Source organism: Kitasatospora sp. CM 4170, from assembly GCF_032110285.1.
Lineage (GTDB): Bacteria > Actinomycetota > Actinomycetes > Streptomycetales > Streptomycetaceae > Kitasatospora > Kitasatospora aburaviensis.
On sequence record NZ_CP134877.1, the window covers coordinates 5,249,062 to 5,268,174 of the forward strand.

Annotated in this window: 17 protein-coding genes; 9 read left to right on the forward strand and 8 right to left on the reverse strand. The window is 75.0% G+C overall.

The annotated features are described in order from the left end of the window. Positions 1 to 3: 3 nt before the first annotated feature. Positions 4 to 969 (forward strand): D-glycerate dehydrogenase, encoded by a 966-nt coding sequence (locus tag RMN57_RS22470; RefSeq protein ID WP_313765133.1) that lies wholly within the window; start codon positions 4 to 6, stop codon positions 967 to 969. Between the two features lie 30 nt (positions 970 to 999). Here the strand turns inward: RMN57_RS22470 and RMN57_RS22475 are convergent, their stop codons facing one another. The 3 genes from RMN57_RS22475 to RMN57_RS22485 form a co-directional block, all read right to left on the reverse strand. Next, positions 1,000 to 1,854 carry an alpha/beta hydrolase gene (locus RMN57_RS22475; RefSeq protein WP_313767917.1) on the reverse strand — a complete coding sequence of 285 codons (855 nt, stop codon included), beginning with the start codon at positions 1,852 to 1,854 and terminating at the stop codon, positions 1,000 to 1,002. A gap of 73 nt (positions 1,855 to 1,927) precedes the next feature. Beyond that, on the reverse strand, positions 1,928 to 2,845 hold the full coding sequence (locus RMN57_RS22480; protein ID WP_313765134.1) for a DUF4231 domain-containing protein: 918 nt from the start codon (positions 2,843 to 2,845) through the stop codon (positions 1,928 to 1,930). A gap of 303 nt (positions 2,846 to 3,148) precedes the next feature. After that, positions 3,149 to 3,913, reverse strand: coding sequence for an SIS domain-containing protein (locus RMN57_RS22485; RefSeq protein WP_313765135.1), 765 nt, complete (start codon positions 3,911 to 3,913; stop codon positions 3,149 to 3,151). Between the two features lie 221 nt (positions 3,914 to 4,134). On the opposite strand from RMN57_RS22485, the gene RMN57_RS22490 reads away from it, so the two are divergent. Then, positions 4,135 to 4,827, forward strand: coding sequence for a metal-dependent transcriptional regulator (locus RMN57_RS22490; RefSeq protein ID WP_238951247.1), 693 nt, complete (start codon positions 4,135 to 4,137; stop codon positions 4,825 to 4,827). Positions 4,828 to 5,434: 607 nt separating this feature from the next. On the opposite strand, the gene RMN57_RS22495 is transcribed toward RMN57_RS22490, so the two are convergent. Next, positions 5,435 to 6,130 (reverse strand): bifunctional DNA primase/polymerase, encoded by a 696-nt coding sequence (locus RMN57_RS22495; RefSeq protein WP_313767918.1) that lies wholly within the window; start codon positions 6,128 to 6,130, stop codon positions 5,435 to 5,437. 324 nt (positions 6,131 to 6,454) lie between these two features. Between RMN57_RS22495 and RMN57_RS22500 the strand changes: the two genes are divergently transcribed. Both RMN57_RS22500 and RMN57_RS22505 read left to right on the forward strand, forming a co-directional pair. After that, positions 6,455 to 7,831: a transcriptional regulator gene (locus tag RMN57_RS22500; RefSeq protein WP_313765136.1), complete on the forward strand. Its 1,377-nt coding sequence runs from the start codon at positions 6,455 to 6,457 to the stop codon at positions 7,829 to 7,831. Between the two features lie 199 nt (positions 7,832 to 8,030). After that, positions 8,031 to 9,200 (forward strand): hypothetical protein, encoded by a 1,170-nt coding sequence (locus RMN57_RS22505; protein ID WP_313765137.1) that lies wholly within the window; start codon positions 8,031 to 8,033, stop codon positions 9,198 to 9,200. 140 nt (positions 9,201 to 9,340) lie between these two features. On the opposite strand, the gene RMN57_RS22510 is transcribed toward RMN57_RS22505, so the two are convergent. Continuing rightward, complete coding sequence (locus RMN57_RS22510; protein ID WP_313765138.1) at positions 9,341 to 10,642, reverse strand: ABC transporter substrate-binding protein; 1,302 nt, start codon at positions 10,640 to 10,642, stop codon at positions 9,341 to 9,343. Positions 10,643 to 10,814: 172 nt separating this feature from the next. Here RMN57_RS22510 and RMN57_RS22515 point away from each other — a divergent pair, with 172 nt between their 5' ends. Next, positions 10,815 to 11,330, forward strand: a complete 516-nt coding sequence (locus tag RMN57_RS22515) for an SCO4402 family protein (protein WP_313765139.1) — start codon at positions 10,815 to 10,817, stop codon at positions 11,328 to 11,330. A gap of 124 nt (positions 11,331 to 11,454) precedes the next feature. Next, entirely contained in the window at positions 11,455 to 12,321 is an 867-nt protein-coding gene (gene purU, locus RMN57_RS22520) for a formyltetrahydrofolate deformylase (RefSeq protein WP_313765140.1), read from the forward strand. 70 nt (positions 12,322 to 12,391) lie between these two features. Here the strand turns inward: purU and RMN57_RS22525 are convergent, their stop codons facing one another. Together RMN57_RS22525 and RMN57_RS22530 are read right to left on the reverse strand one after the other, a co-directional pair. Then, entirely contained in the window at positions 12,392 to 13,585 is a 1,194-nt protein-coding gene (locus tag RMN57_RS22525; RefSeq protein ID WP_313765141.1) for a zf-HC2 domain-containing protein, read from the reverse strand. After that, the gene (locus tag RMN57_RS22530; protein WP_313767919.1) at positions 13,582 to 14,358 is read right to left on the reverse strand and encodes a sigma-70 family RNA polymerase sigma factor; all 777 of its coding nucleotides are present in this window, start codon (positions 14,356 to 14,358) and stop codon (positions 13,582 to 13,584) included. The genes RMN57_RS22525 and RMN57_RS22530 overlap by 4 nt, the downstream gene beginning before the upstream one ends. 562 nt (positions 14,359 to 14,920) lie before the next feature. Between RMN57_RS22530 and RMN57_RS22535 the strand changes: the two genes are divergently transcribed. Then, positions 14,921 to 15,436, forward strand: a complete 516-nt coding sequence (locus RMN57_RS22535) for an ATP-binding protein (protein WP_313765142.1) — start codon at positions 14,921 to 14,923, stop codon at positions 15,434 to 15,436. A gap of 535 nt (positions 15,437 to 15,971) precedes the next feature. On the opposite strand, the gene RMN57_RS22540 is transcribed toward RMN57_RS22535, so the two are convergent. Next, positions 15,972 to 16,949 carry a helix-turn-helix domain-containing protein gene (locus tag RMN57_RS22540; protein WP_313765143.1) on the reverse strand — a complete coding sequence of 326 codons (978 nt, stop codon included), beginning with the start codon at positions 16,947 to 16,949 and terminating at the stop codon, positions 15,972 to 15,974. A gap of 127 nt (positions 16,950 to 17,076) precedes the next feature. On the opposite strand from RMN57_RS22540, the gene RMN57_RS22545 reads away from it, so the two are divergent. After that, a complete protein-coding gene (locus RMN57_RS22545; protein ID WP_380235720.1) occupies positions 17,077 to 18,447 on the forward strand; it encodes an MFS transporter in 1,371 nt (456 codons plus the stop codon). Positions 18,448 to 18,521: 74 nt separating this feature from the next. Then, positions 18,522 to 19,049, forward strand: a complete 528-nt coding sequence (locus tag RMN57_RS22550) for a GNAT family N-acetyltransferase (RefSeq protein ID WP_313765144.1) — start codon at positions 18,522 to 18,524, stop codon at positions 19,047 to 19,049. The last annotated feature ends 64 nt before the right edge of the window (positions 19,050 to 19,113 follow it).

Here is a 19,113-nt window from a genome sequence, read left to right on the forward strand (position 1 = left end):
GCCATGAGCCCGCAGCCACCCCCGGTCCTGGTCACCCGCCGCCTCGCGCCCGGGGTGATCGAGCGGCTCACCGCCCACCACGCGGTGACGCAGCACGACTCGGACCTGCCGATGCCGCGTGCCGAGCTGCTGGCGGCCGTCCGCGGCCGGTCCGCGGTGGTCACCACACTGGACGACACGGTGGACGGCGAGTTCCTGGACGCGGCCGGCCCCGGCCTCAGGCTGGTCGCCAACCACGCGGTGGGGCACCACAACGTCGACCTCGCCGCCTGCGCGGAGCGCGGTGTGGCGGTCAGCAACACCCCCGGGGTGCTGACCGCCGCCACCGCCGACATGGCCTGGGCGCTGCTGCTGGCCGCCACCCGCCGACTGGGCGAGGGCGAGCGGTGGCTGCGCTCCGGGCGGCCGTGGGCCTGGGCGCCGAACTTCCTGCTCGGCATGGAGCTGGCCGGCACCCGGCTGGGCGTGCTCGGCATGGGCCGGATCGGTCGGGCGGTGGCCCGCCGGGCCCGTGGCTTCGACATGCCGGTCGGCTACCACAACCGCCGCGAACTGCCGGCCGAGCAGGCCGAGGGGGCCGAGTGGCTGCCGCTGGAGGAGCTGCTGGCCCGCTCCGAGGTGCTGGTGGTGACCTGCCCGCTCAGCGACGCCACCCGCCACCTGCTGGACGCCCGCCGGCTGGCGCTGCTGCCGCCCGGGGCGGTGGTGGTCGCGATGACCGCCGGGGTGGTCGACGAGGAGGCGCTGGCCGCCGCACTGGAGTCGGGCGCGCTGTTCGCCGCGGCCGTGGACAACTTCGAGCGGGAGCCGGAGGTGCCGCCGGCGCTGCTGGCCCAGGAGCGCGCGGTGCTGGCCCCGCACCTGGGCAGCGCCACCGTCCGGACCCGGCAGGCGATGGGCGGCCTCGCGGTGGACAACGTCCTCGCGGTGCTGGCCGGCGGCGATCCGGTCACGCCGGTCGGCGCCTGACACCCGCGGGCCGGTCCACGGCGGCCGGCCCTACCCCGCGGCCCAGCTGAGCGCGGTGGCCATCATCCGGAACGCTCCGAAGTGCGCGGCGCCGGGCTCCAGGTAGAGGGCGGCGCCGGGGATGTGGTCGGCCAGCCAGCGGGAGTGCTCGACCGGTGAGAACTGGTCGTCGGCGCCGTGCCAGAGCCAGCTCGGCACGGCGATGTCCTGGACCTTGAACCCCCAGTCGGCGGTGAAGGCCAGCACGTCGTCGATCCAGCCGTCGGCGCCGTGCCGGAACGCCTCGCGGTAGTTGCTCTGCAGCATCCGGCGCAGCCCGGTGTCGGCGACCACCTCCCGGTCGGTGGGCGGCAGTTCGGGCCGCAGACCCTTGAGCAGCCGGACCGGGTCGGCCTTGATCTGCTCGGAGCGGAACCGCATCGAGGCGGCGATCTGGTCGTGCCCGCGCTCGGCCTCCTGGTAGGCCCGGACGTTGGACGGCGTCATCCCGCCGTACCAGTCCAGACCGGCCGCGTTCCGGGGGGCCAGGCTGACCAGCAGGGCGACCCGGGTGACCCGCTCGGGCAGCAGCGCCGCGCAGGCCAGCGCGTGCGGGCCGCCGCCGGAGCGGCCGAGGACGGCGAAGCGGTCGATGCCGAGCTCGTCGGCGATGGTCCGCACGTCGGCCGCGGCGGCGCTGACCCGGCGGCCGGGCAGCCGGGCCGAGTCGCCGTAGCCGGGCCGGTCGAAGGAGACCAGGCGGATGCCCAGGCGGTACAGGACGCTGGTGCGCGGGTGCGGGCCGACCCGGCTGCCGGGCGTGCCGTGCAGCAGGAACACCGGCCGGCCGCGCGGGTCGCCCACCGTCTCGACGGCGAGGGCGCGGCCGTCCGCCGCCTTGACCATCCGTAACGTCACGCGCGGCCTCCTCAGTACTCCGGGGTGCTCCGGTCGGCGGCCCCGTTCGGTCGGTCCCCCGTCAGTGGTCCCGGTCCGTGGTCCCGCGGACCTCCCGGCGGGCCTGCCAGGTGGTGTGCTCGCGGGAGACGGCGTCCTCGGCGTCCCGGGCCAGCCGGGCCCAGACCTCCTCGGCGTCCGCCGCGCCCAGGTCGAGCCGGGCCAGCTGGTCGCGGATCAGCTCCAGCTCGTCCGCGGCCAGCCCGTAGGCGGCGGCCAGCGGGCGGTACTGGCGCAGCTGGGCCCAGGCGGTGACCGAGGCGGCCACCGCGGAGACGGTGCCGAGCGCGTCGTAGCCGAACTCGCCCATCGCCCGCAGCACCGCGAGCACCAGGCCGAGCCCCGGCAGCACCACGCCGAGCACGCCGGTCCAGAAGCCGGCCCGGGCGCAGTACCGGGCCTTGGCGCGGTACCAGTCGTGCTGCACCAGGATCCGCTCCCGCAGGTACACCTCGCGGCGCACCGCCAGCGGCTGGTCGCGCAGGCCGCGCATCGCCGCGGTGATCGGCGCCTCGGGGCGCTCCGCGGCCGCGCCGACCGCGCGGCTGCCCCGGAAGGCGTTCAGCACCCGGCCGAGCTGGAAGCTGTACAGCCCCTCGGCGTCGGGCAGGGTGCGCGGCGGCGGCTGGAAGGCGTCGGCCCGGACGGCGAACTTCCAGGCGAGCGTCTTGACCGACTCGGCGGCCGCCCGGCCCTCGTACCAGAGGCCCTGCGGGTTCTGCCGGCTGATCACCACCGCCAGGCCGATCGCGCCGAGGTAGGCCACCGCGGCCGACCAGGCCCACGGCTCACCGTCGGCGGAGCCGAACACGGCCGCGGCGACCAGCAGCACCAGCTCCCAGGCCGAGAGGAGGACGGACCGGCGCTGGCCCTGCAGCGAGGCCGAGTCGGCCGTCCAGAACAGCGCGGGCAGCAGCTCGCGCTCCCGCACCCTCCCCATCGGCTCCGCACCCGACGCCATCCTCGGCCCCCACCCGTCGCTCCGGTCGCACCGCTCTCCTGCCCGCCCCGCCGCCGCGGTACGCCTGGTCCGGCCGCGGACCGGCCGCAATGGCCGGGAAGCCGCCGCAGGTTGTCCCATATCGCGGTGCTCGGGCCGTTCGGGCCCGGACCGGTGGGCGCGGACCGTGCGCCGCACGCCCCGGGCCGGAGGGCCCGCCGGGCCTGCGGCGGCCCTCGGCGCGGGCGCGGCCGGTCCGGGGCGCGCGGGCGGGCGCCGCACCCCACCCGGGCCGCGCGCGGATCAGTAGGTGTAGAAGATCCGGTCGGCGTTGTCGGTCATCTGCTTGGCGTTCCACTCCGTGCCGCCGGGCACGTTGCCGGAGCGGAACAGCGGCGGGGCGGCGCCGTCGCCGGCCGCCGCCGCGTCGGCCAGCCGGCCGACCGCCGAGGCCACCACGGCCTGCATCAGGGCGCTGGTGACGACGGTGGAGACCGGGCCGAAGGAGGTCTCGGCCGCCGGGTGGCTCAGCTCGCCGTCGCCGACCGCGATCTTGCTGTCCAGCACGACGTCGCAGTGGTCCTTCAGGTAGGTGCCCGACGGGTGCGCCGACGGGACCTCGCCGGGGTAGGCCAGTGAGGTCACCCCGATCACCTTCAGGCCGCGGTCGCGGGCGTACCGGGCCAGCTCGACCGGCATCACCTGGCGGCCGGAGAGCGAGATGACGAAGAGCAGGTCGCCCGCGGTGGCGGGGGTGAGGTCCAGGGTGGTGGTGGCCAGGCCGGAGACCCGCTCCAGGGCACTGGACAGCGGCGCCGGCATCACCGTCACCCCGGCCACCCCCGGGACGTTCAGCAGGTTGACCGGAACCAGCCCGCCGGCCCGGTAGACCACGTCCTGCGCCGGCAGCGCGGAGTGGCCGGAGCCGAAGGTGAAGATCCTGTGCCCCTGGGTGACCGCCTCGGCCAGCAGCGCGCCCGCGGCCTCGATGGCGTCGGCCTCCTCGGCGCGGACCCGCTGGAGGTGGGCGATCGCGGCGTCGAAGTACCGGCCGACCAGGTCGCTCATCTGTGCCTTCGCTCTCTGCCGGTGGGGGAGCCGGCCGCGCGGGGCGGGCCGGGGTGGTCCAGACCGCCGATGGAGAAAGCTACGGCGAGCACCGTGCTGCCTCACCGGTGCCGCTGTCAACAGGAACGAAAACCCTTCCCGGAAGCCCCTGGGCGGGCCCGGTTGTCGGTGCGGTAGGTCAGAATTGGCGGTGAGGACACCGAAGAACGGAGCCAGCGGCGATGTCTGGGCTGATCGACACCACTGAGATGTACCTTCGCACCATCCTGGAACTGGAGGAGGAGGGCATCGTTCCGATGCGTGCCCGGATCGCCGAGCGCCTGGAACAGAGCGGCCCCACGGTCAGCCAGACGGTCGGCCGGATGGAGCGCGACGGGCTGCTCCAGGTCGCGGGCGACCGCCACCTCGAACTCACCGAGGAGGGCCGCCGGCTCGCGGTGCGGGTGATGCGCAAGCACCGCATCGCCGAGTGCCTGCTGGTCGACGTGATCGGCCTGGAGTGGGAGCAGGTCCACGAGGAGGCCTGCCGCTGGGAGCACGTGATGAGCGAGACGGTGGAGCGCAAGGTGCTCGCCATGCTCGGCCACCCCACCCAGTCGCCGTACGGCAACCCGATCCCGGGCCTGGACGAGCTGGGCGATGCCAAGGCCGAGGGCGAGGGCTTCGACGCCGCGCTCGTCCCGCTGGACTCGGTGAGCCCGGGCGAGGACGGCGCCGACGTGGTGGTCCGCCGGATCGGCGAGCCGATCCAGACCGACGGCGAGCTGATGCGCACGCTGCGCCGGGCCGGGGTCCGGCCGGGTTCGACGGTGCGGGTCGCTCCCGGGGTCGGCGGGGTGCTGGTGGGCACCGGCGACAACGCGGCCGAGCTGGGCAAGGACATCGCCGCGCACGTCTTCGTCGCGCAGGCCTGACCGGCCCGCGCCGGTCGAGCCGGCCTGCGGTCGAGTCGGCCGCCGGTCGCCCGACCGGCCGCGCGGCAGATCCCGTGGCAGCGGGCAGGGCCCGGTGCGTCCCCGCGCACCGGGCCCTGCCCGTTCCCGCCCCGTTCCCTCCCGTCCCTCCCGCCCTCCCTGCTTCCGTGGCACCGGCCTCCCCGAACCCGGCCGGTGCCACGGCCCCTCCGTTCCCCCGTCCCCTCCGTTCCCTCCCGACCGCCCCGCCCGGCTTCCCCGTCCGAGCGTCCCTTCCGGCGTCCCCTCACGGTGGAATTCCTCCCCTCGGCAGATCATGGCAATCCTTGAGCGCTGTCACTCGTACGAGGGGCTTCCGCCGTTGACCAGCGGGTACACCGAAGCCTTATCCGCACATGCGTCTGACGGGCCCCGCCTCCGGTGGGAGGCAAGGCCCGTCAGTCGCGCGCGGGGTGTCGCGCGTCGCCCACCCTCACCCGATCGGCGCAGGGCGGCTGTCCACGGGACGGTGAATCACCGTCGGCTCCCCGGGGCCGGACGGCCGGGGGCGGGGCCCGAATGGCCCCGGGGGCGGCCCGGAAAGGCTCGAAGGGCCGTCAGGGGCGGGTCAGTGCACCGGCGCCGGCTGGGCCGCCTGGGGGCGGGGTGAGGGGGCCTCGCGCCCGCACGCGTAGGCGAGCGGGCTGATCAGCTCGGCGGCGTCCGGCAGCCAGCGGTTCAGCGCCGACGGCGAGCGGGCCCACTGGGCGAAGCCGGACGGGCCGACCCGGGACGGCGGGGCCACCGTCCAGTCGCCCTCGCCGCGGGCCACCAGGTCCAGCCGGCCGGGCGGCCAGCCGAGCTTGCGCAGCATCTCCGGCAGCTTGGCGGCCACGCCCGGCAGCACCAGGAAGTGCAGCCGGCGGCCGGGACGACCGGGCGCGGCCGGGACGGCCACCACCGGGCCGAGCTGGAGGTCCATCCGTTCCATCCGCGCCAGCGCCAGGCAGCCGGCCACCTCAGGGACGTCCAGGACGTCGAAGGAGCGGCCGGTGGGCAGCAGGATCGACGCCTCCGGCCGCTCGGTCCACCAGCGCCGCACCGCGCCGGGGCCGGCGCTCGCCTTGCGCGCCCAGTCCGCGTCGATCGGGTGCGCGCCGGGCAGCGGGCAGCGCAGGTCGCCGCACGAGCAGCGGGCCGGCCCGTCGCCGTCGATCAGCCAGGCACCCGGGGCGACTTCCCAGTGCCGGCTCTCGGCGTAGCTGACGGCTTCGATGAGCAGCGGGGGCGGTCCGGCGTTGCCCTGGTCGGGGGAGTCTGGGATGTCTTCCACGCGCTGCTCAACTACCGTGCGTGAGGCTGGTTACGGGCCGGTGCGGGCCGGTCGGCCGCGTGATGGCAATGTCACCCGAACCGGTGAGGTGATCGAGCCGGTGCGGGGGGTGGCGCGCGGTGGCGGGCGCAGTGGGGGCGCACGGGAGCATTTCCCAGGGCGCGTGGGGGGTGGGGATTGTCACCGTGGGTATCCCGGGGGCGTCGCTGATCGCTAACCTTGTGTCAGATTCCTTGGACGGTCGGACAGTCGGCAACAGATCAGCAGAATCGTCGCCCGCCGGCCGGACCGGAGGGTGTGGGGAGGCGAAGCCCAATGGCCGCGAGACCACTTGTCGCACGACAGCCCAACGAGCGTCTGCAGCAGCTGATCCAGGAGGCCAGCTGCTCCAACGCCGGCCTGGCGCGGAGAGTCAACCTCTGCGGTGCCGAGCACGGTCTGGACCTGCGCTACGACAAGACCTCCGTCGCACGCTGGCTCCGCGGCCAGCAGCCGCGGGGGCAGGCGCCGGCGGTGATCGCGGAGGCGCTGGGCCGCAAGCTCGGCCGGAGCGTGTCGGTCGAGGAGATCGGCATGGCCGACGGCAAGAACCTCAGCTCCGGCATCGGGCTGCAGTTCGCGCCGACCCTGAGCGCCGCCCTGGAGCAGGTCTGCGAGCTCTGGCGCAGCGACGTCGGCCGGCGGGACTTCCTCACCGGGGCGACGGTCGCGGCCTCCGCCCTGGTCGAGCCCAGCCGGGACTGGCTGATCACCCCGCCCGACCCGGTGGTGGCGCGCACCGGAGGTCCGCGGGTCGGGCCGACCGACGTGGCGGCGATCAGGGCGACCACGGCCATGCTGGTCGACCTCGACCACCGCTTCGGCAGTGGCCACGTCCGCCCGGTGGTGGTGCACTACCTGAACAGCGTGGTCTCCGGACTGCTCGGCGGCGCCTACCGGGAGGAGACCGGTCGGCAACTCTTCGCGGCGGTAGCCCGGTTGACCGAGCTGGCGGGCTACATGGCGGTGGACACCGGCCAGCCCGGCCTGGCCCAGCGCTACTACATCCAGGCGCTGCGGCTCGCCCAGGCCGCCGACGACCGCGGCTACGGCGGCTACGTGCTGGCCGCCTCGATGAGCCACCTGGCCGCGACCCTGGGCAACCCGCGGGAGATCGCCCAACTCGCCCGGGCCGCCCAGGAGGGCGCCCGCTCGGTCGCCACCCCGACGGCGATGGCCATGTTCTACGCCGCCGAGGCGCGCGGCCACGCACTGCTGGGCGACGCCCGGTCGTGCGAGGCGGTGGCCGCCAAGGCCCTGGAGGCGATGGAGCGGCGGCGCCCGGAGGACGATCCGAACTGGATCGTCCACTTCGACGACGCCTACCTCGCCGACGAGCTGGCCCACTGCCACCGGGACCTGGAGCAGGCCGGCCCGGCCGAGCACTACGCCCGCCGGGCGCTCGACCTGCACCCGCCGACCAGGGTGCGCCGCCGCGCGGTGGACCTCGTGCTGCTCGCGACGGCGCAGCTGCAGCAGCGCGACCTGGAGCGGGCCTGCGAGACGGGCGCGCAGGCGGTCCGGCTGCTCAGCGGGCTGCGGTCGAACCGGGGGGTGGAGTACCTCGACGAGTTCCGGCGCCGGCTGGAGCCCTACCGGGAGCAGCGGGTGGTCCGTGAGTTCCAGGCCCGGGCGGAGGCGGAGGCCGCCTGACCGGGCGGCCCGAGCGGTCCGCCCGAGCGGGGCGTCGGCGCGCAGGTGAGGGGCCGGTGAGGGATGGACCGCCCACGTGGTCACCCGGTTCGGTGAACCGGTAGCGTGGGCGTGACGTCCAAGGAACTGTGATGCTCCCAAGAACCGACGAGATGTGGTCCGCCGTCAGCGCGCGGTCGTGCACAGGTGAGGAATCGCGTTGAGCCAGCGCCGCTCGTACCCCAACTCGGGTGACTTCAACCTGGACGACCTGTTCCGCCCCGAGCCCGGTCAGCCGCAGGGCCAGCCGGGCCAGCCGCAGGGCCAGGCCGTGCCCGGCCAGCAGCAGCCGACGGGCGGGCCGTCGGTCGGGCAGTCCTACCTGCCCCCGGCCGGACCGCCGTCCGGGCGGCCCGAGTACCTCGGCGAGGGCGCGCACGCCATGCCGACCCAGGCCATGCCGGCCCAGGCCGCGCCGTGGGGCGGGGCCCCGCAGCCCGGTTACCCGCAGGCCGAGCCGGCCCCGGACACCCAGTACCTGCCGCCGTACCCCACCGGGGACCCGGCCGCCGGCGGGTACCCGGCCCAGCCCGGTTACCCGCAGGCCGCACCGGCCGCACCGGTCCCCGGCTTCCCGCAGCAGTCCGGTCAGGGCCACCCGGCCCAGCAGGGCCAGTACGGCCAGCCGGCCGCGCCGGAGTACCCGGGCCGGGACTTCCCGACCCAGGCCGGCTCCGGGCGCGGCGGCCGTTCGTCCAACAAGCTGGTCATCGGCGGCGTGGTGGCGGGCTGCGTGGCGGCCGGCGTCCTGGTCGCCGTCCTGATGAGCGGCGGCGACGACGCGCCCGGCCCGGAGAAGAAGGCCGGCCCGGCGGTCACCGGCAGCGGTACGTCCACCGGCTCGCCGGCCGCGACCGGCTCGGCGGCGCCGTCCGTCAGCCCGGAGGTCAAGGCCCAGGCCCAGGCGCTCTCCGACCTGCTGGGCACCGCCAACGACAGCCGCCAGGCGGTGATCGGCGCGGTGGGCGCGGTGCAGAAGTGCGACAAGCTGCCGGAGTCCCAGCAGGCGCTGACCGACGCCGCGGGCAAGCGCCGGGAGCTGCAGACCAAGCTCGCGGCGCTGAAGACGGACAAGCTGCCGAGCGGCCCGCAGCTGGTCGAGCAGCTCAATGCGGCCTGGCAGGCCTCGGCGACCGCCGACGACGAGTACGCGGCCTGGGCCGGCGACATGCAGGGCGGCTGCGACGCCAAGAAGACCGACAATCAGCACTACAAGAACGCGGTGCAGGCCAGCGGTTCGGCCACCAACGCGAAGAAGCAGGCCTCCGGCCTCTGGAACGCGATCGCCGGCCAGACCGGCCTGCCGAACCGCGGCGACGGCGACCTCTGAGTCGCCGCCCGGGAGGCCGGGAAACGCCGGGGGCCCGGGAAAGCCGGGGGCCGGGAAGGTCGAGAGCCCGGGAACGCCCGGGTCCGGGAACGCCGAACGGGCCGGACCGGTGACCCGGGCCGACCCCTCCGGCGGTGGCGTCAGGCCGGTGGCCGGGCGCCGGTGAGCACCCAGCGCACGTCGACGAAGCCCGGCTGCTGGAGGGCGAGCCGACCGCCCTTGACCACCTGGTACGTGACCCAGGTGTTCACCAGCCGCGGCGACTCGGTGCTCGGCAGCATGTTGGTGGTGCCCCAGTTCAGCGGCGGGGTGAGGCCCACGTCCACCTGCTCGCCGCCGTCCAGCAGCGCGGTGATCGTCTTGGCGGTGACCGGCCGGCCGGCCGAGCTCAGCCGGTCGGACACCTGCCGGAACACCTCGTACCCGACCCAGGTGGTCTGCACCCCGGGGTCGGCCACGTCGATGGCCCGGCCGCCGGCGGCGTCGCTGCGGACCACCGCGCGGAGGGAGTCCCAGATCCTGGCGGACTCCGGCGGGAACCAGCCGGTCACGTAGGCGCCGGAGAGCGGGCCGCCGTCGCCGCCGGTCGAGTCGACCACCGACTGCTGCACGCTGCCGATCACCGAGGCGATCCTGGTGTTCTTCGGCCCCACCCGGCGGTAGGAGTCCAGCAGGTTGCTGGTCGGCTCGGCGGCCAGGGCGGAGGTCATGCAGTTGCCCGCCTCGTCCTTGCCGACCGCCTTGCGGATCACCGCCGAGTAGTCGGAGGACTGCTCCGGCGCCTTGACGTCGAGCAGCTTGATCCCGGCCGGCTTGAGCGCGTTGGCCAGGTAGCCGAGCAGGTTGTCCCCGGCCGGGGTGTCCGGACGGACCAGCGAGACGCTCTTGCAGCCGGCCTCCACCAGCTGGCGGCCGCTGCCCCCGATCAGCGCCGGCATGCCGCCGGCCACCGGGTACGAGAGCGGGCTGCTGAACTCGGGCTGCGAGATCCCGTAGCCGCCGATCAGCGGGATGCCGGCCCGCTCCAGGACCGGCATGAACCGGTCGCCGTACTGGCTGTACGAGCCGATCACGGCGACCGCGTTGGCGTCCACCGCCTGCTGGGCGCAGGCCGTGGCACCGGCCGCGGTGTTGTGCTCGTTGCAGGTGAGCACCCTGATGGTGCGGCCGTTGAGGCCGCCCTTGGTGTTGATGTCCTTGCCGATCGCCTCGGCGAGGGCGGTCATGCCGGGCCGGTCGGCGCTGCCCGTGCCGGACGGTGCCCAGGTCATGACGGTCAGGTCGCCGCTCTTGGTGGCGGCGTCGGCCGGTCCGCCGCACGCGGAGGCCGAGAAGAGGGTCGGGAGCAGGGCCGCGGCGGCGGCGACTGCGGCGATCGGGCGGCGACGCTGCCGCTCGGTGATCGTGCTGTGATCCTGGGACGGGCCCCTTCGGCTGCTCATCGGTCTTCCCTCCTGAGGCGGCTGCGGCGCACCGGCAACAGCCAAGCCCCGGTGCCGCAAGCCGAGAGGACCGGATGGCGAACGGTTCACCAACGGAAGTAGAAATCCAGGCTCGGACGCGTGTAGATGCGGAGTGGAGTACGAACGGTGGGGGAACGTACGATCGTCAGCCATGTCCGCCAGCACAGATTCTTCGTATCGGTCTGCCCGAAACTCTTCTCGTCCGGGCCACCGCTCCAGCACGATGGGCGGCATGCCGCTCAACGACCTGCCCTGGTGGCGCTGGCGAGCCCGACTCCGCTCGGCGCTCCACATGCTGTCCGACCCCGGGTTCCAGCAGGAGACCTGGATGTCCGGCCGTGCGGGCTTCGGTGACGTGACCGACGCCGTCTACCGCCTGGTCGAGGACACCTGGCTGGACCGCTGGTCGGCCGAGAAGTACGTCGGGACGATCTTCCGCGACTCGGCCGAGGCCGCGGTGGTGGACGTCGCGGTGCTCCGGGTGGTCCGGATCCTGCACGAGGTCGGCGCCGACGCCCCGGCCTCCGCCTACCTCGGGCACCACGGCTGGCCGGAAGCGGTCCGGGCGGCCCGCGAGGCGCACGTCAAGCTCGCGGTCAACGACGGCGAGGACCCGGACGCCCCACCGCGCTCGCTGGACGTGCTGCGGATCCTGACCTCGTCCTGAGGTCCCCCCGGGCCCCGGTGGGCCGGGCCGTCCCGCAGTACGGGCAGCGGGACGGCGGCCGTCCAGGATGTGACACGCTGGACCATTCACCGACGGCACGACCTCAGGACGGGATACCCCCCACGTGGAACAGCAGACGGCCAGCGCCCAGTACGTCCTCACGCTGTCCTGCCCCGACAAGCAGGGAATCGTCCACGCGGTCTCCAGTTACCTCTTCATGACCGGCTGCAACATCATCGACAGCCAGCAGTTCGGTGACGGGGACAGCGGGCTGTTCTTCATGCGGGTGCACTTCTCCGCCGCCGAGGGGGTCACCGTCGACAAGCTGCGGGCCAGTTTCGCCGCGATCGGGGCCTCGTTCGGGATGGACTGGCAGATCCACCCGGCCGAGGAGCGGATGCGGATCGTCCTGATGGTCAGCAAGTTCGGGCACTGCCTGAACGACCTGCTGTTCCGCACCCGGATCGGTGCGCTGCCGGTGGAGATCGCCGCGGTGGTCTCCAACCACACCGACTTCCGGGACCTCACCGAGGGCTACGGGATCCCGTTCCACCACATCCCGGTCACCCGGGACACCAAGGCCGAGGCCGAGCAGCAGCTGCTGGACCTGGTCGCCAAGGAGAACGTCGAGCTGGTCGTGCTGGCCCGCTACATGCAGGTGCTCTCGGACGAGCTCTGCACGGCGCTGTCCGGCCGGGTGATCAACATCCACCACTCCTTCCTGCCGAGCTTCAAGGGCGCCAAGCCGTACCACCAGGCGCACGCCCGCGGCGTGAAGCTGATCGGTGCCACGGCGCACTACGTCACCGCCGACCTGGACGAGGGCCCGATCATCGAGCAGGAGGTGGCCCGGGTGACCCACGACGTCACCCCGGACCAGCTGGTCGCGCTCGGACGGGACGTCGAGTGCCAGGCGCTGGCCCGCGCGGTGAAGTGGCACAGCGAGCACCGCGTGCTGCTCAACGGCAGCCGCACGGTCGTCTTCGCCTGACGCCCGGCGCCTGACGCCTGACGCCCGGCGCTCGGGCCTGATGCCCGGCGCCCGGGGCGGCGTTCCGCGGCTACGGGCGCGACAGCAGCGGCGCGGCGTGCAGCACCTCGCGGATCGCGGCCCGGTCGCCGTGCTCGCCCACCGGCAGCCGGTCCGGATCGCGGTGTGCGGCGGCCAGCTGGCAGAACTCCAGCCCGTCCAGGACCATCGAGGCCACCGGCTCGCCGCCGGGCGGCCCGCCGTCCGGGCCGTCCAGGGGTATCAGCCACTCCCCGGCCGCCGGCCCGTCGATCACCAGCCGGAGCTGCCGCCCGGTCCGACGGCCGTCCGGCGCGCCCGTGGGCGCCCCGGCGTGCTCGGGGCGGGCGGCGCGCAGCCCCGCCAGCGCGAGCGGCAGCATCCGGACCGCCAGGTCGACCATCTGCCGCAGGTGCTGCGGGGCCGGCGGGTCGTACGGGTACGCCACGGCGCGGGCCACGTCCTCGCCGTGGACGAAGGTCTCGAAGGCCCGGTCGACGAAGGCGTCGCGCAGCGGCACGGTCGCGAAGCCGTAGTCGACCGGCGTGCTGCCGTGCGGGGCCAGCGCGGCGGTGCGGACCAGCTCGTGGCAGTGCCGGCGCCACCGGGCACGGACCCGCTGCGGCGGCTGCCCGGCCTGCTCGGCGGCGAGCCGGGCGGTGCGCCGGGTGATCGTGGCCCACGGGAGGCCGTCGTCCGCCGGCCCGCCCTGGGCGGGCACCCGCGGCGGGGTCGTTCCCTGGTCCTGCGGCGGCACCCGGCGCCCGCCGGCCGGTGCGGGGCCGCCGGGGACGGGGTCGGGCATGCCGAGCGCGATGGCCAGGAAGCCGTCCACGGCCGCGAGGTGGCAGAGCACCTCGGCCGGGCGCAGGTACTCGGTGCCGCCGTGCCACGGGAGTTCGGCCACCTCCTGCCACTCCTCCGGGCCCAGGTCGCGCAGCAGCGCGTCCAACTTCGCCGTCTCCGCGGCGTAGGGTGCGCCCCAGGCCGGGACGGGCAGCTCGGCGGGGCGCCGGGCCAGGCACCAGTCGAGCACCTGCTGGCGGAGCGGTCCGGGCTGGTCGAGCGGTTCGTCGACGGCGAGCCAGCCGGCCGCCTCGCGCAGCCGCGCGGCCTCGTCGGCGCACTCGGGACAGGCCCGCAGGTGGCGCTCCAGGTCGGCGGCCTCGTGCGGCGGGCAGGCGCCCAGGGCCCAGGCGCCGAGCAGCGAGCGCAGGGCCTCGTGCTGCTCCTCGGTGGTCGTCACGTGCCCCCGTCCTCGTTCCCGTGCCGCTGTCCGCAGCCGCCCTGCCGCCGGTCGTCGCCGTCCGGGCGGGCCCGCCGCTGGCGGGCGCGCTCCGCGGCGAGTTCGGTGGCCAGCAGCTCCAGGCCGAGCCGCATCCGCTGCTTGGCGGTCTGTTCGCTGATGCCGAGCCGGCGGGCCGTCTCCTGGTAGGTGCGGCCGTCGTAGTACGTCACCGTGATGGTCTCACGCAGGGTCTGCGGCAGGGAGTCGACCGCGACCTGGATCCGGGCGGCGGTGGCGACGGCGCGGATCTCCTCCTCGACCCGGTCGCCCCCGCCGGGCCGCCCGCCGCGGCGGGCGCCGTCGCCGGCGGGGCCGTCGTCGGTGGCGCGGCCGTCGCCGGCGGCGCGTCCGTTCCAACCGCCGCCGCGGTCACCGCGGTTGCCGTAGCCGTCACGGCCGTCGTGGCCGTCGAGGCCGCCGTGGCCGGGGACCGCCTCGGCCGCGCGCCGGATCCGGAGCCGGTCCACGGCGCGGCGGTGGGTCAGGGCGCCGATCCAGGAGCGGAGCGAGCCCTCGGCCGGATCGAAGTCCTCGGGGTGCTCCCAGACGTGGGCGAATATCTCCCGGGTGAGCTGGGCGGCGGCGGCCTGGTCGGCCAGTATCCGCCCGGCCAGCCCGTGCACCATCGGCGCGAGCTGGTCGTAGAGCTCGCCGAGGGCCGTCTCCTCGCCGCGGGCGAGGCGGCGCTGGAGCTGCTCGTCCCACCGCGGGGCGCCGCCGGGGGTGGCCACCGTCAACCCACCCTCCTGCCATGGGGTTCCGCCGCGTACCGCCGCCGTTCCGCGGCCTCGCCCCACGGTATCCTCCGCCCTTCGGCGGGTGGGCGGGATTCCGCGAAAGAGGAGGACCCGGGGTTTCGGACCGTCACATCGTGGGATCTGCCGCCGATGCAGCTGTTCGACGGGGCCTGGACATATGTCGCACGGGTGGTTCGCGAGTGGCGGCCCGGGTCCGCGGGGCGTCCGACGGTAGGTTCGCCCTGCGTGTCCGGCCGGTCGGCCCGGTCGGACGAGCGCCGGTGCGAGGCTCGCGAGAGTGAACGGGACAGTATGCCCTGCCCTGTCCCCCGATCGCTGGAATATGCCCGAAGCGCTTGCTGCGGTCCTCCCGCCGACTCATCCTGAGGCGTATTCGTGTCGCGGCCGGTGAGCGACGGACGAGATGGCGCGGGCCGGACGTGCCGGGTGCGACGTGCGGAGGCCCGGAGGCGGTGGCCCGGCGCGCGCCCGGGCCGGTCGGACGGCCGATCCCGATCGAGACGGCGGCCGAACTGCGAGTGCGGGTGGTGGAGCGGTGCAGGTTCTACAGGTACAGCTGGCGGTGCAGGCGGACCCCGCCGAGGTCGGCCGGGCCCGTCGGTGGGTGCGCTCGCGACTGCTCAACCACGGTGTGGACCCGGACGCCCCGATCGCCGAGACGGTCGTGCTGGTCGTCTCCGAGCTGGTGACCAACGCCGTGGTGCACACCGGTAGTCCGGCAGTCCTGCGGCTCTGCTTCCCGATGGACGGTGCCGAGCCGGGGGCCGGCCCCGGCCCGGTCGGCGCCGCCGACGGGGTGCGCGAGTCGGCGACGGTCGGCCCGCTCCGGGTCGAGGTCGCCGACGCCAGCCAGGCGGCCCCCGCCCCTCGGCACGCCGGCCCGGACACCGACGCCACCAACGGCCGCGGCCTGGAACTCGTCGAGCTGCTCTGCGACCGCTGGGGCTGGTACCCGGACGGCTCGGGCAAGCGGGTCTGGTGCGAGATCGGCGCGGACGCCGCCCCGGTGGACCCGCTGGCCGCCGTGGACTGGGCGGCGCTGGCGCAGTGACGGTCCGCCAGGCGAACCCGGTCCGCTCCGGCGGGCGCGTCCGATCCGCTCCGGGCCCGTCCGGCGATCATCGGGCCGAAACCTGACGCAACCATTCCGAATTTCGGACAACCCATTGACGTGATGTATCCGACTGATCACGCTTGGGAGCAGCTCTTCGTTGCGAGGGGACGCCGAGGGAACACCCGAACGCCGCTGCGGTGCTGCTGTCCAGGGGGACCATGTCAGCAGGGGGGCCGTGCGCTGCCGATCGCGTGGTGGCTCCTTGGCGAGTGCGGAGGGCGGTCGTGCGGGTTCAGGGCCCGTGCGCTGCGGTTGGATGGCGGCCGGCCGTGCCGTGCTCGGGGTGCGTGCGGCCTGTCGCCATCCAATCCGTCCGGTCGGGGAGTGGTTCCCGTCGCCCGGGGACTCACTTTCGCGCCATTTCCGGAGGGCGCGCGTCCGCGGCTCGCGGTCGGTCCGCCCGCGGCCCCGCGCCACGGACCCCGCCCCGGCCCCGCCCGCGGATCCGCCCCCGGCCCCGCCCGCCGGGCCGTCAGCCGACCCGTTCGGCCGTCCGGAAGGTCCGCCGGTACGCGCTCGGCGCCACGTCCAGCCGGCCGCGCAGTTGCAGTCGGAGCGAGGCGGCGGTGCCGAAGCCGGACTCCCGGGCCACCTGGTCGATCGTCAGATCGGTGCGTTCCAGCAGCTGCCGGGCCCGCTCGGTGCGCTGCACCGTGAGCCACTGGCCGGGGCTGGCGCCCGTCTCCTCCCGGAACCGCCGGGTGAAGGTCCGCACGCTCATGCCGGCCCGGTCGGCGAGCTGCCGCAGCGACAGTGGCTCCGCGAGGTGCTCCAGCGCCCAGGAGCGGACGGCGGCCGTGCCGCTGCCGGGCTCCGTACTGGGGCGGGGAAGCTCGACGTACTGCTTCTGGCCGCCCTCGCGCCACGGCGGCACCAGGCAGTGGCGGGCCACCGTGTTGGCCACCGCGCTGCCGTGGTCGCGGCGGACGATGTGCAGGCAGAGGTCGACGCCGGCCGCCACCCCGCCGGAGGTGAGCACGTCGCCGTCGTCCGTGAACAGCACGTCCGGGTCGAGGCGGACGGCCGGGAAGAGCGCCGCGAAGCGCTCGGTGTAGCGCCAGTGGGTGGTGGCCGGGCGGCCGTCCAGCAGGCCGGCGGCGGCCAGCACGAAGGAGCCGGTGCAGATCGACACCAGCCGGGTGCCGGGCCGGATCCGGGCCAGTGCGGCGGCGAGCTCGGGGGTGAGCCGGGCGTCCACCTGCATCGGTCCCGGGTCCTTGGAGGCCGGGACGACCACGGTGTCGGCCCATTCCAGGAGTTCGGGCCCGTGGTCGACGGCCACCCGGAAGTCGGTGCTGGTCTCGACCGGCCGGCCGTCCAATGTGCAGGTGGCCACCCGGTAGAGCGGGGCACCCGAGGCGTCCCTGGCCGACTCGAAGATCCTTGCCGGGATGCCCAGTTCGAAGGCGATCACCCCGTTGAGCGCCAGCACCGCGACCTTGTGGGCCACCCCGCTCTCCCTTCGTCCACCGCCGTCGTGTCGGCCCCAGCGTACGCCGGGCCGGTGGCCCGATTCTTACGAAAGCTGGCAGTCAGGCCACTCGTCCGGGTTCCGCCCCTTCGGGAGACTCGGCCGCGTGAACGAACGGAACGCCCCCGCACTCGACGATTCCCCCACACTCCACGACGCCGCCGCTCCCGCCACTGCTCCCACGACCGCTCCCGCCACCGCCGGCCCGCGCGGGCCCCGGGTGCACTACGCCTGGGTGGTGGCGGCGGTCTCCCTGCTGGTGCTGCTCGGCTCGGCCGGCTTCCGCTCCACGCCCGGCCTGATGATGGACGCGCTGCACAACGAGTTCGGCTGGTCGATGGCGACGATCTCCAGCGCCACCTCGGTCAACCTCGCCCTCTACGGCCTCACCGCCCCCTTCGCCGCCGCCCTGATGGACCGCTTCGGCGTGCGGCTGGTGGTGGTCTGCGCGCTGCTCACCATCTCCGTCGGTGCCGGCCTGACCATGCTGATGCGCGAACCCTGGCAACTGGTGCTCTGCTGGGGCGTGCTGGTCGGCCTCGGCAGCGGCTCGATGGCCGGCGCCTTCGCCACCACCGTCACCGGGCGCTGGTTCCGGGCCCGGCAGGGCCTGGTCACCGGCGTGCTCACCGCGGCCGGTGCCGCCGGCAACCTGGTCTTCCTGCCGGTCGGCGCCTGGCTGGTGGAGCAGCACGGCTGGCGCTCCGCGGTCGTGGTCGTCTCGCTGGCCGCCACCGCGGTGGCCGTCCCGGTGCTGCTGCTGATGCGCGAGCGCCCCGCCGACCTCGGCCTGCTCCCGTACGGTGCCACCGAGGCTCCGCCCGCCCCGGTGCCGAGCGGCGGCGCGCTGGCCCGTTCGCTGCGGGTGCTCCGCGACGCGGCCCGCAGCAGGGCGTTCTGGCTGCTGGCCGGCTCCTTCGCGATCTGCGGCGCGACCACGGCCGGCCTGGTCGGCACCCACTTCATCCCGGCCGCCCACGACCACGGCCTGCCAGTCACCACCGCGGCGAGCCTGCTCGCGCTGATCGGCGTCTTCGACGTGGTGGGCACGATCGCCAGCGGCTGGTTCACCGACCGCTTCGACTCCCGGCTGCTGCTGGTCGTCTACTACGCGCTGCGCGGCCTCTCGCTGCTCCTGCTCCCGCAGCTCTTCGCGGGCTCGCTGGAGCCGCCGATCCTGGCCTTCGTGATCTTCTACGGCCTCGACTGGGTGGCCACCGTGCCGCCGACCGTCGCGCTCTGCCGCCGCCACTTCGGCCAGGACGCGCCGATCGTCTTCGGCTGGGTGCTGGCCTGCCACCAGATCGGCGCCGCGGTGGTGGCCGGCCTGGCCGGCCTGGCCCGGGACGCGTTCGGCGACTACGACCTCGCCTGGTACGCGGCCGGCGCCCTCTGCGCGGTGGCCGTCCTGCTCTGCCTGGCCCTGGGGGCGAACCGCGAGGACCGGGCCGACCGCACCGTTCCGGCCCTGTCCTAGGACCCGCCGAAAGGCGTCGTGGAAGGTCGGCGGTCCTCGTGGGGTGTCGTGGGGCACGGATAGGCTCGACGGCCATGGCACTCACCTTCACGCTCGATCCCGACCTCGACACCGAGCTGCGGCAGGACCTCGTCCGGCTCTGGACCGACGCCACCAACGCGGGCGGCGCCGTCGGCTTCGTCGCCCCGGTGACGGAGGACGAGGTCTGGGTCACCGCGGAGAAGCAGTTTGCGGAGGTCGCGCCGTCCGGCCCGGACCGGTTGCTGGTCGCGCACGAGGCGGAGACCGGCCGGGCGGCCGGGATGCTCTTCTTCGAGTCGATGCGGTTCGCGCCGATGGACCACTGGCGGCTGCTCAGCCGGGTGATGGTCCACCCCGAGCTGCAGGGGCGGGGCCACGGCGCGGAGCTGATGGCCGAGGCCGAGCGGCTCGCCCGGGACTGGGGGCTGGCCGGCCTGCGGCTCTACGTCCGCGGCGGGCTCGGCCTGGAGCGGTTCTACGGGCGCTGCGGCTACGTCGAGGTCGGCCGGGTGCCCGGCACCATCCGGGTCGCCCCCGGGGACGACCGGGACGACGTCACCATGTGGCTCGACCTGCGCTGACCGCCCCGGCCGGTGCCGACGCCACGGCCGGACGCGCCGATCGGCCCCGGGCACGGCGGGCCGA

Excerpts from the sequence above, each read along its gene's own strand:
- RMN57_RS22470 (WP_313765133.1), top strand. The coding sequence starts at position 4 with ATGAGCCCGCAGCCACCCCCGGTCCTGGTCACCCGCCGCCTCGCGCCC.
- RMN57_RS22475 (WP_313767917.1), bottom strand. The coding sequence starts at position 1,854 with ATGGTCAAGGCGGCGGACGGCCGCGCCCTCGCCGTCGAGACGGTGGGC.
- RMN57_RS22480 (WP_313765134.1), bottom strand. The coding sequence starts at position 2,845 with ATGGGGAGGGTGCGGGAGCGCGAGCTGCTGCCCGCGCTGTTCTGGACG.
- RMN57_RS22485 (WP_313765135.1), bottom strand. The coding sequence starts at position 3,913 with ATGAGCGACCTGGTCGGCCGGTACTTCGACGCCGCGATCGCCCACCTC.
- RMN57_RS22490 (WP_238951247.1), top strand. The coding sequence starts at position 4,135 with ATGTCTGGGCTGATCGACACCACTGAGATGTACCTTCGCACCATCCTG.
- RMN57_RS22500 (WP_313765136.1), top strand. The coding sequence starts at position 6,455 with ATGGCCGCGAGACCACTTGTCGCACGACAGCCCAACGAGCGTCTGCAG.
- RMN57_RS22510 (WP_313765138.1), bottom strand. The coding sequence starts at position 10,642 with ATGAGCAGCCGAAGGGGCCCGTCCCAGGATCACAGCACGATCACCGAG.
- RMN57_RS22515 (WP_313765139.1), top strand. The coding sequence starts at position 10,815 with ATGTCCGCCAGCACAGATTCTTCGTATCGGTCTGCCCGAAACTCTTCT.
- RMN57_RS22550 (WP_313765144.1), top strand. The coding sequence starts at position 18,522 with ATGGCACTCACCTTCACGCTCGATCCCGACCTCGACACCGAGCTGCGG.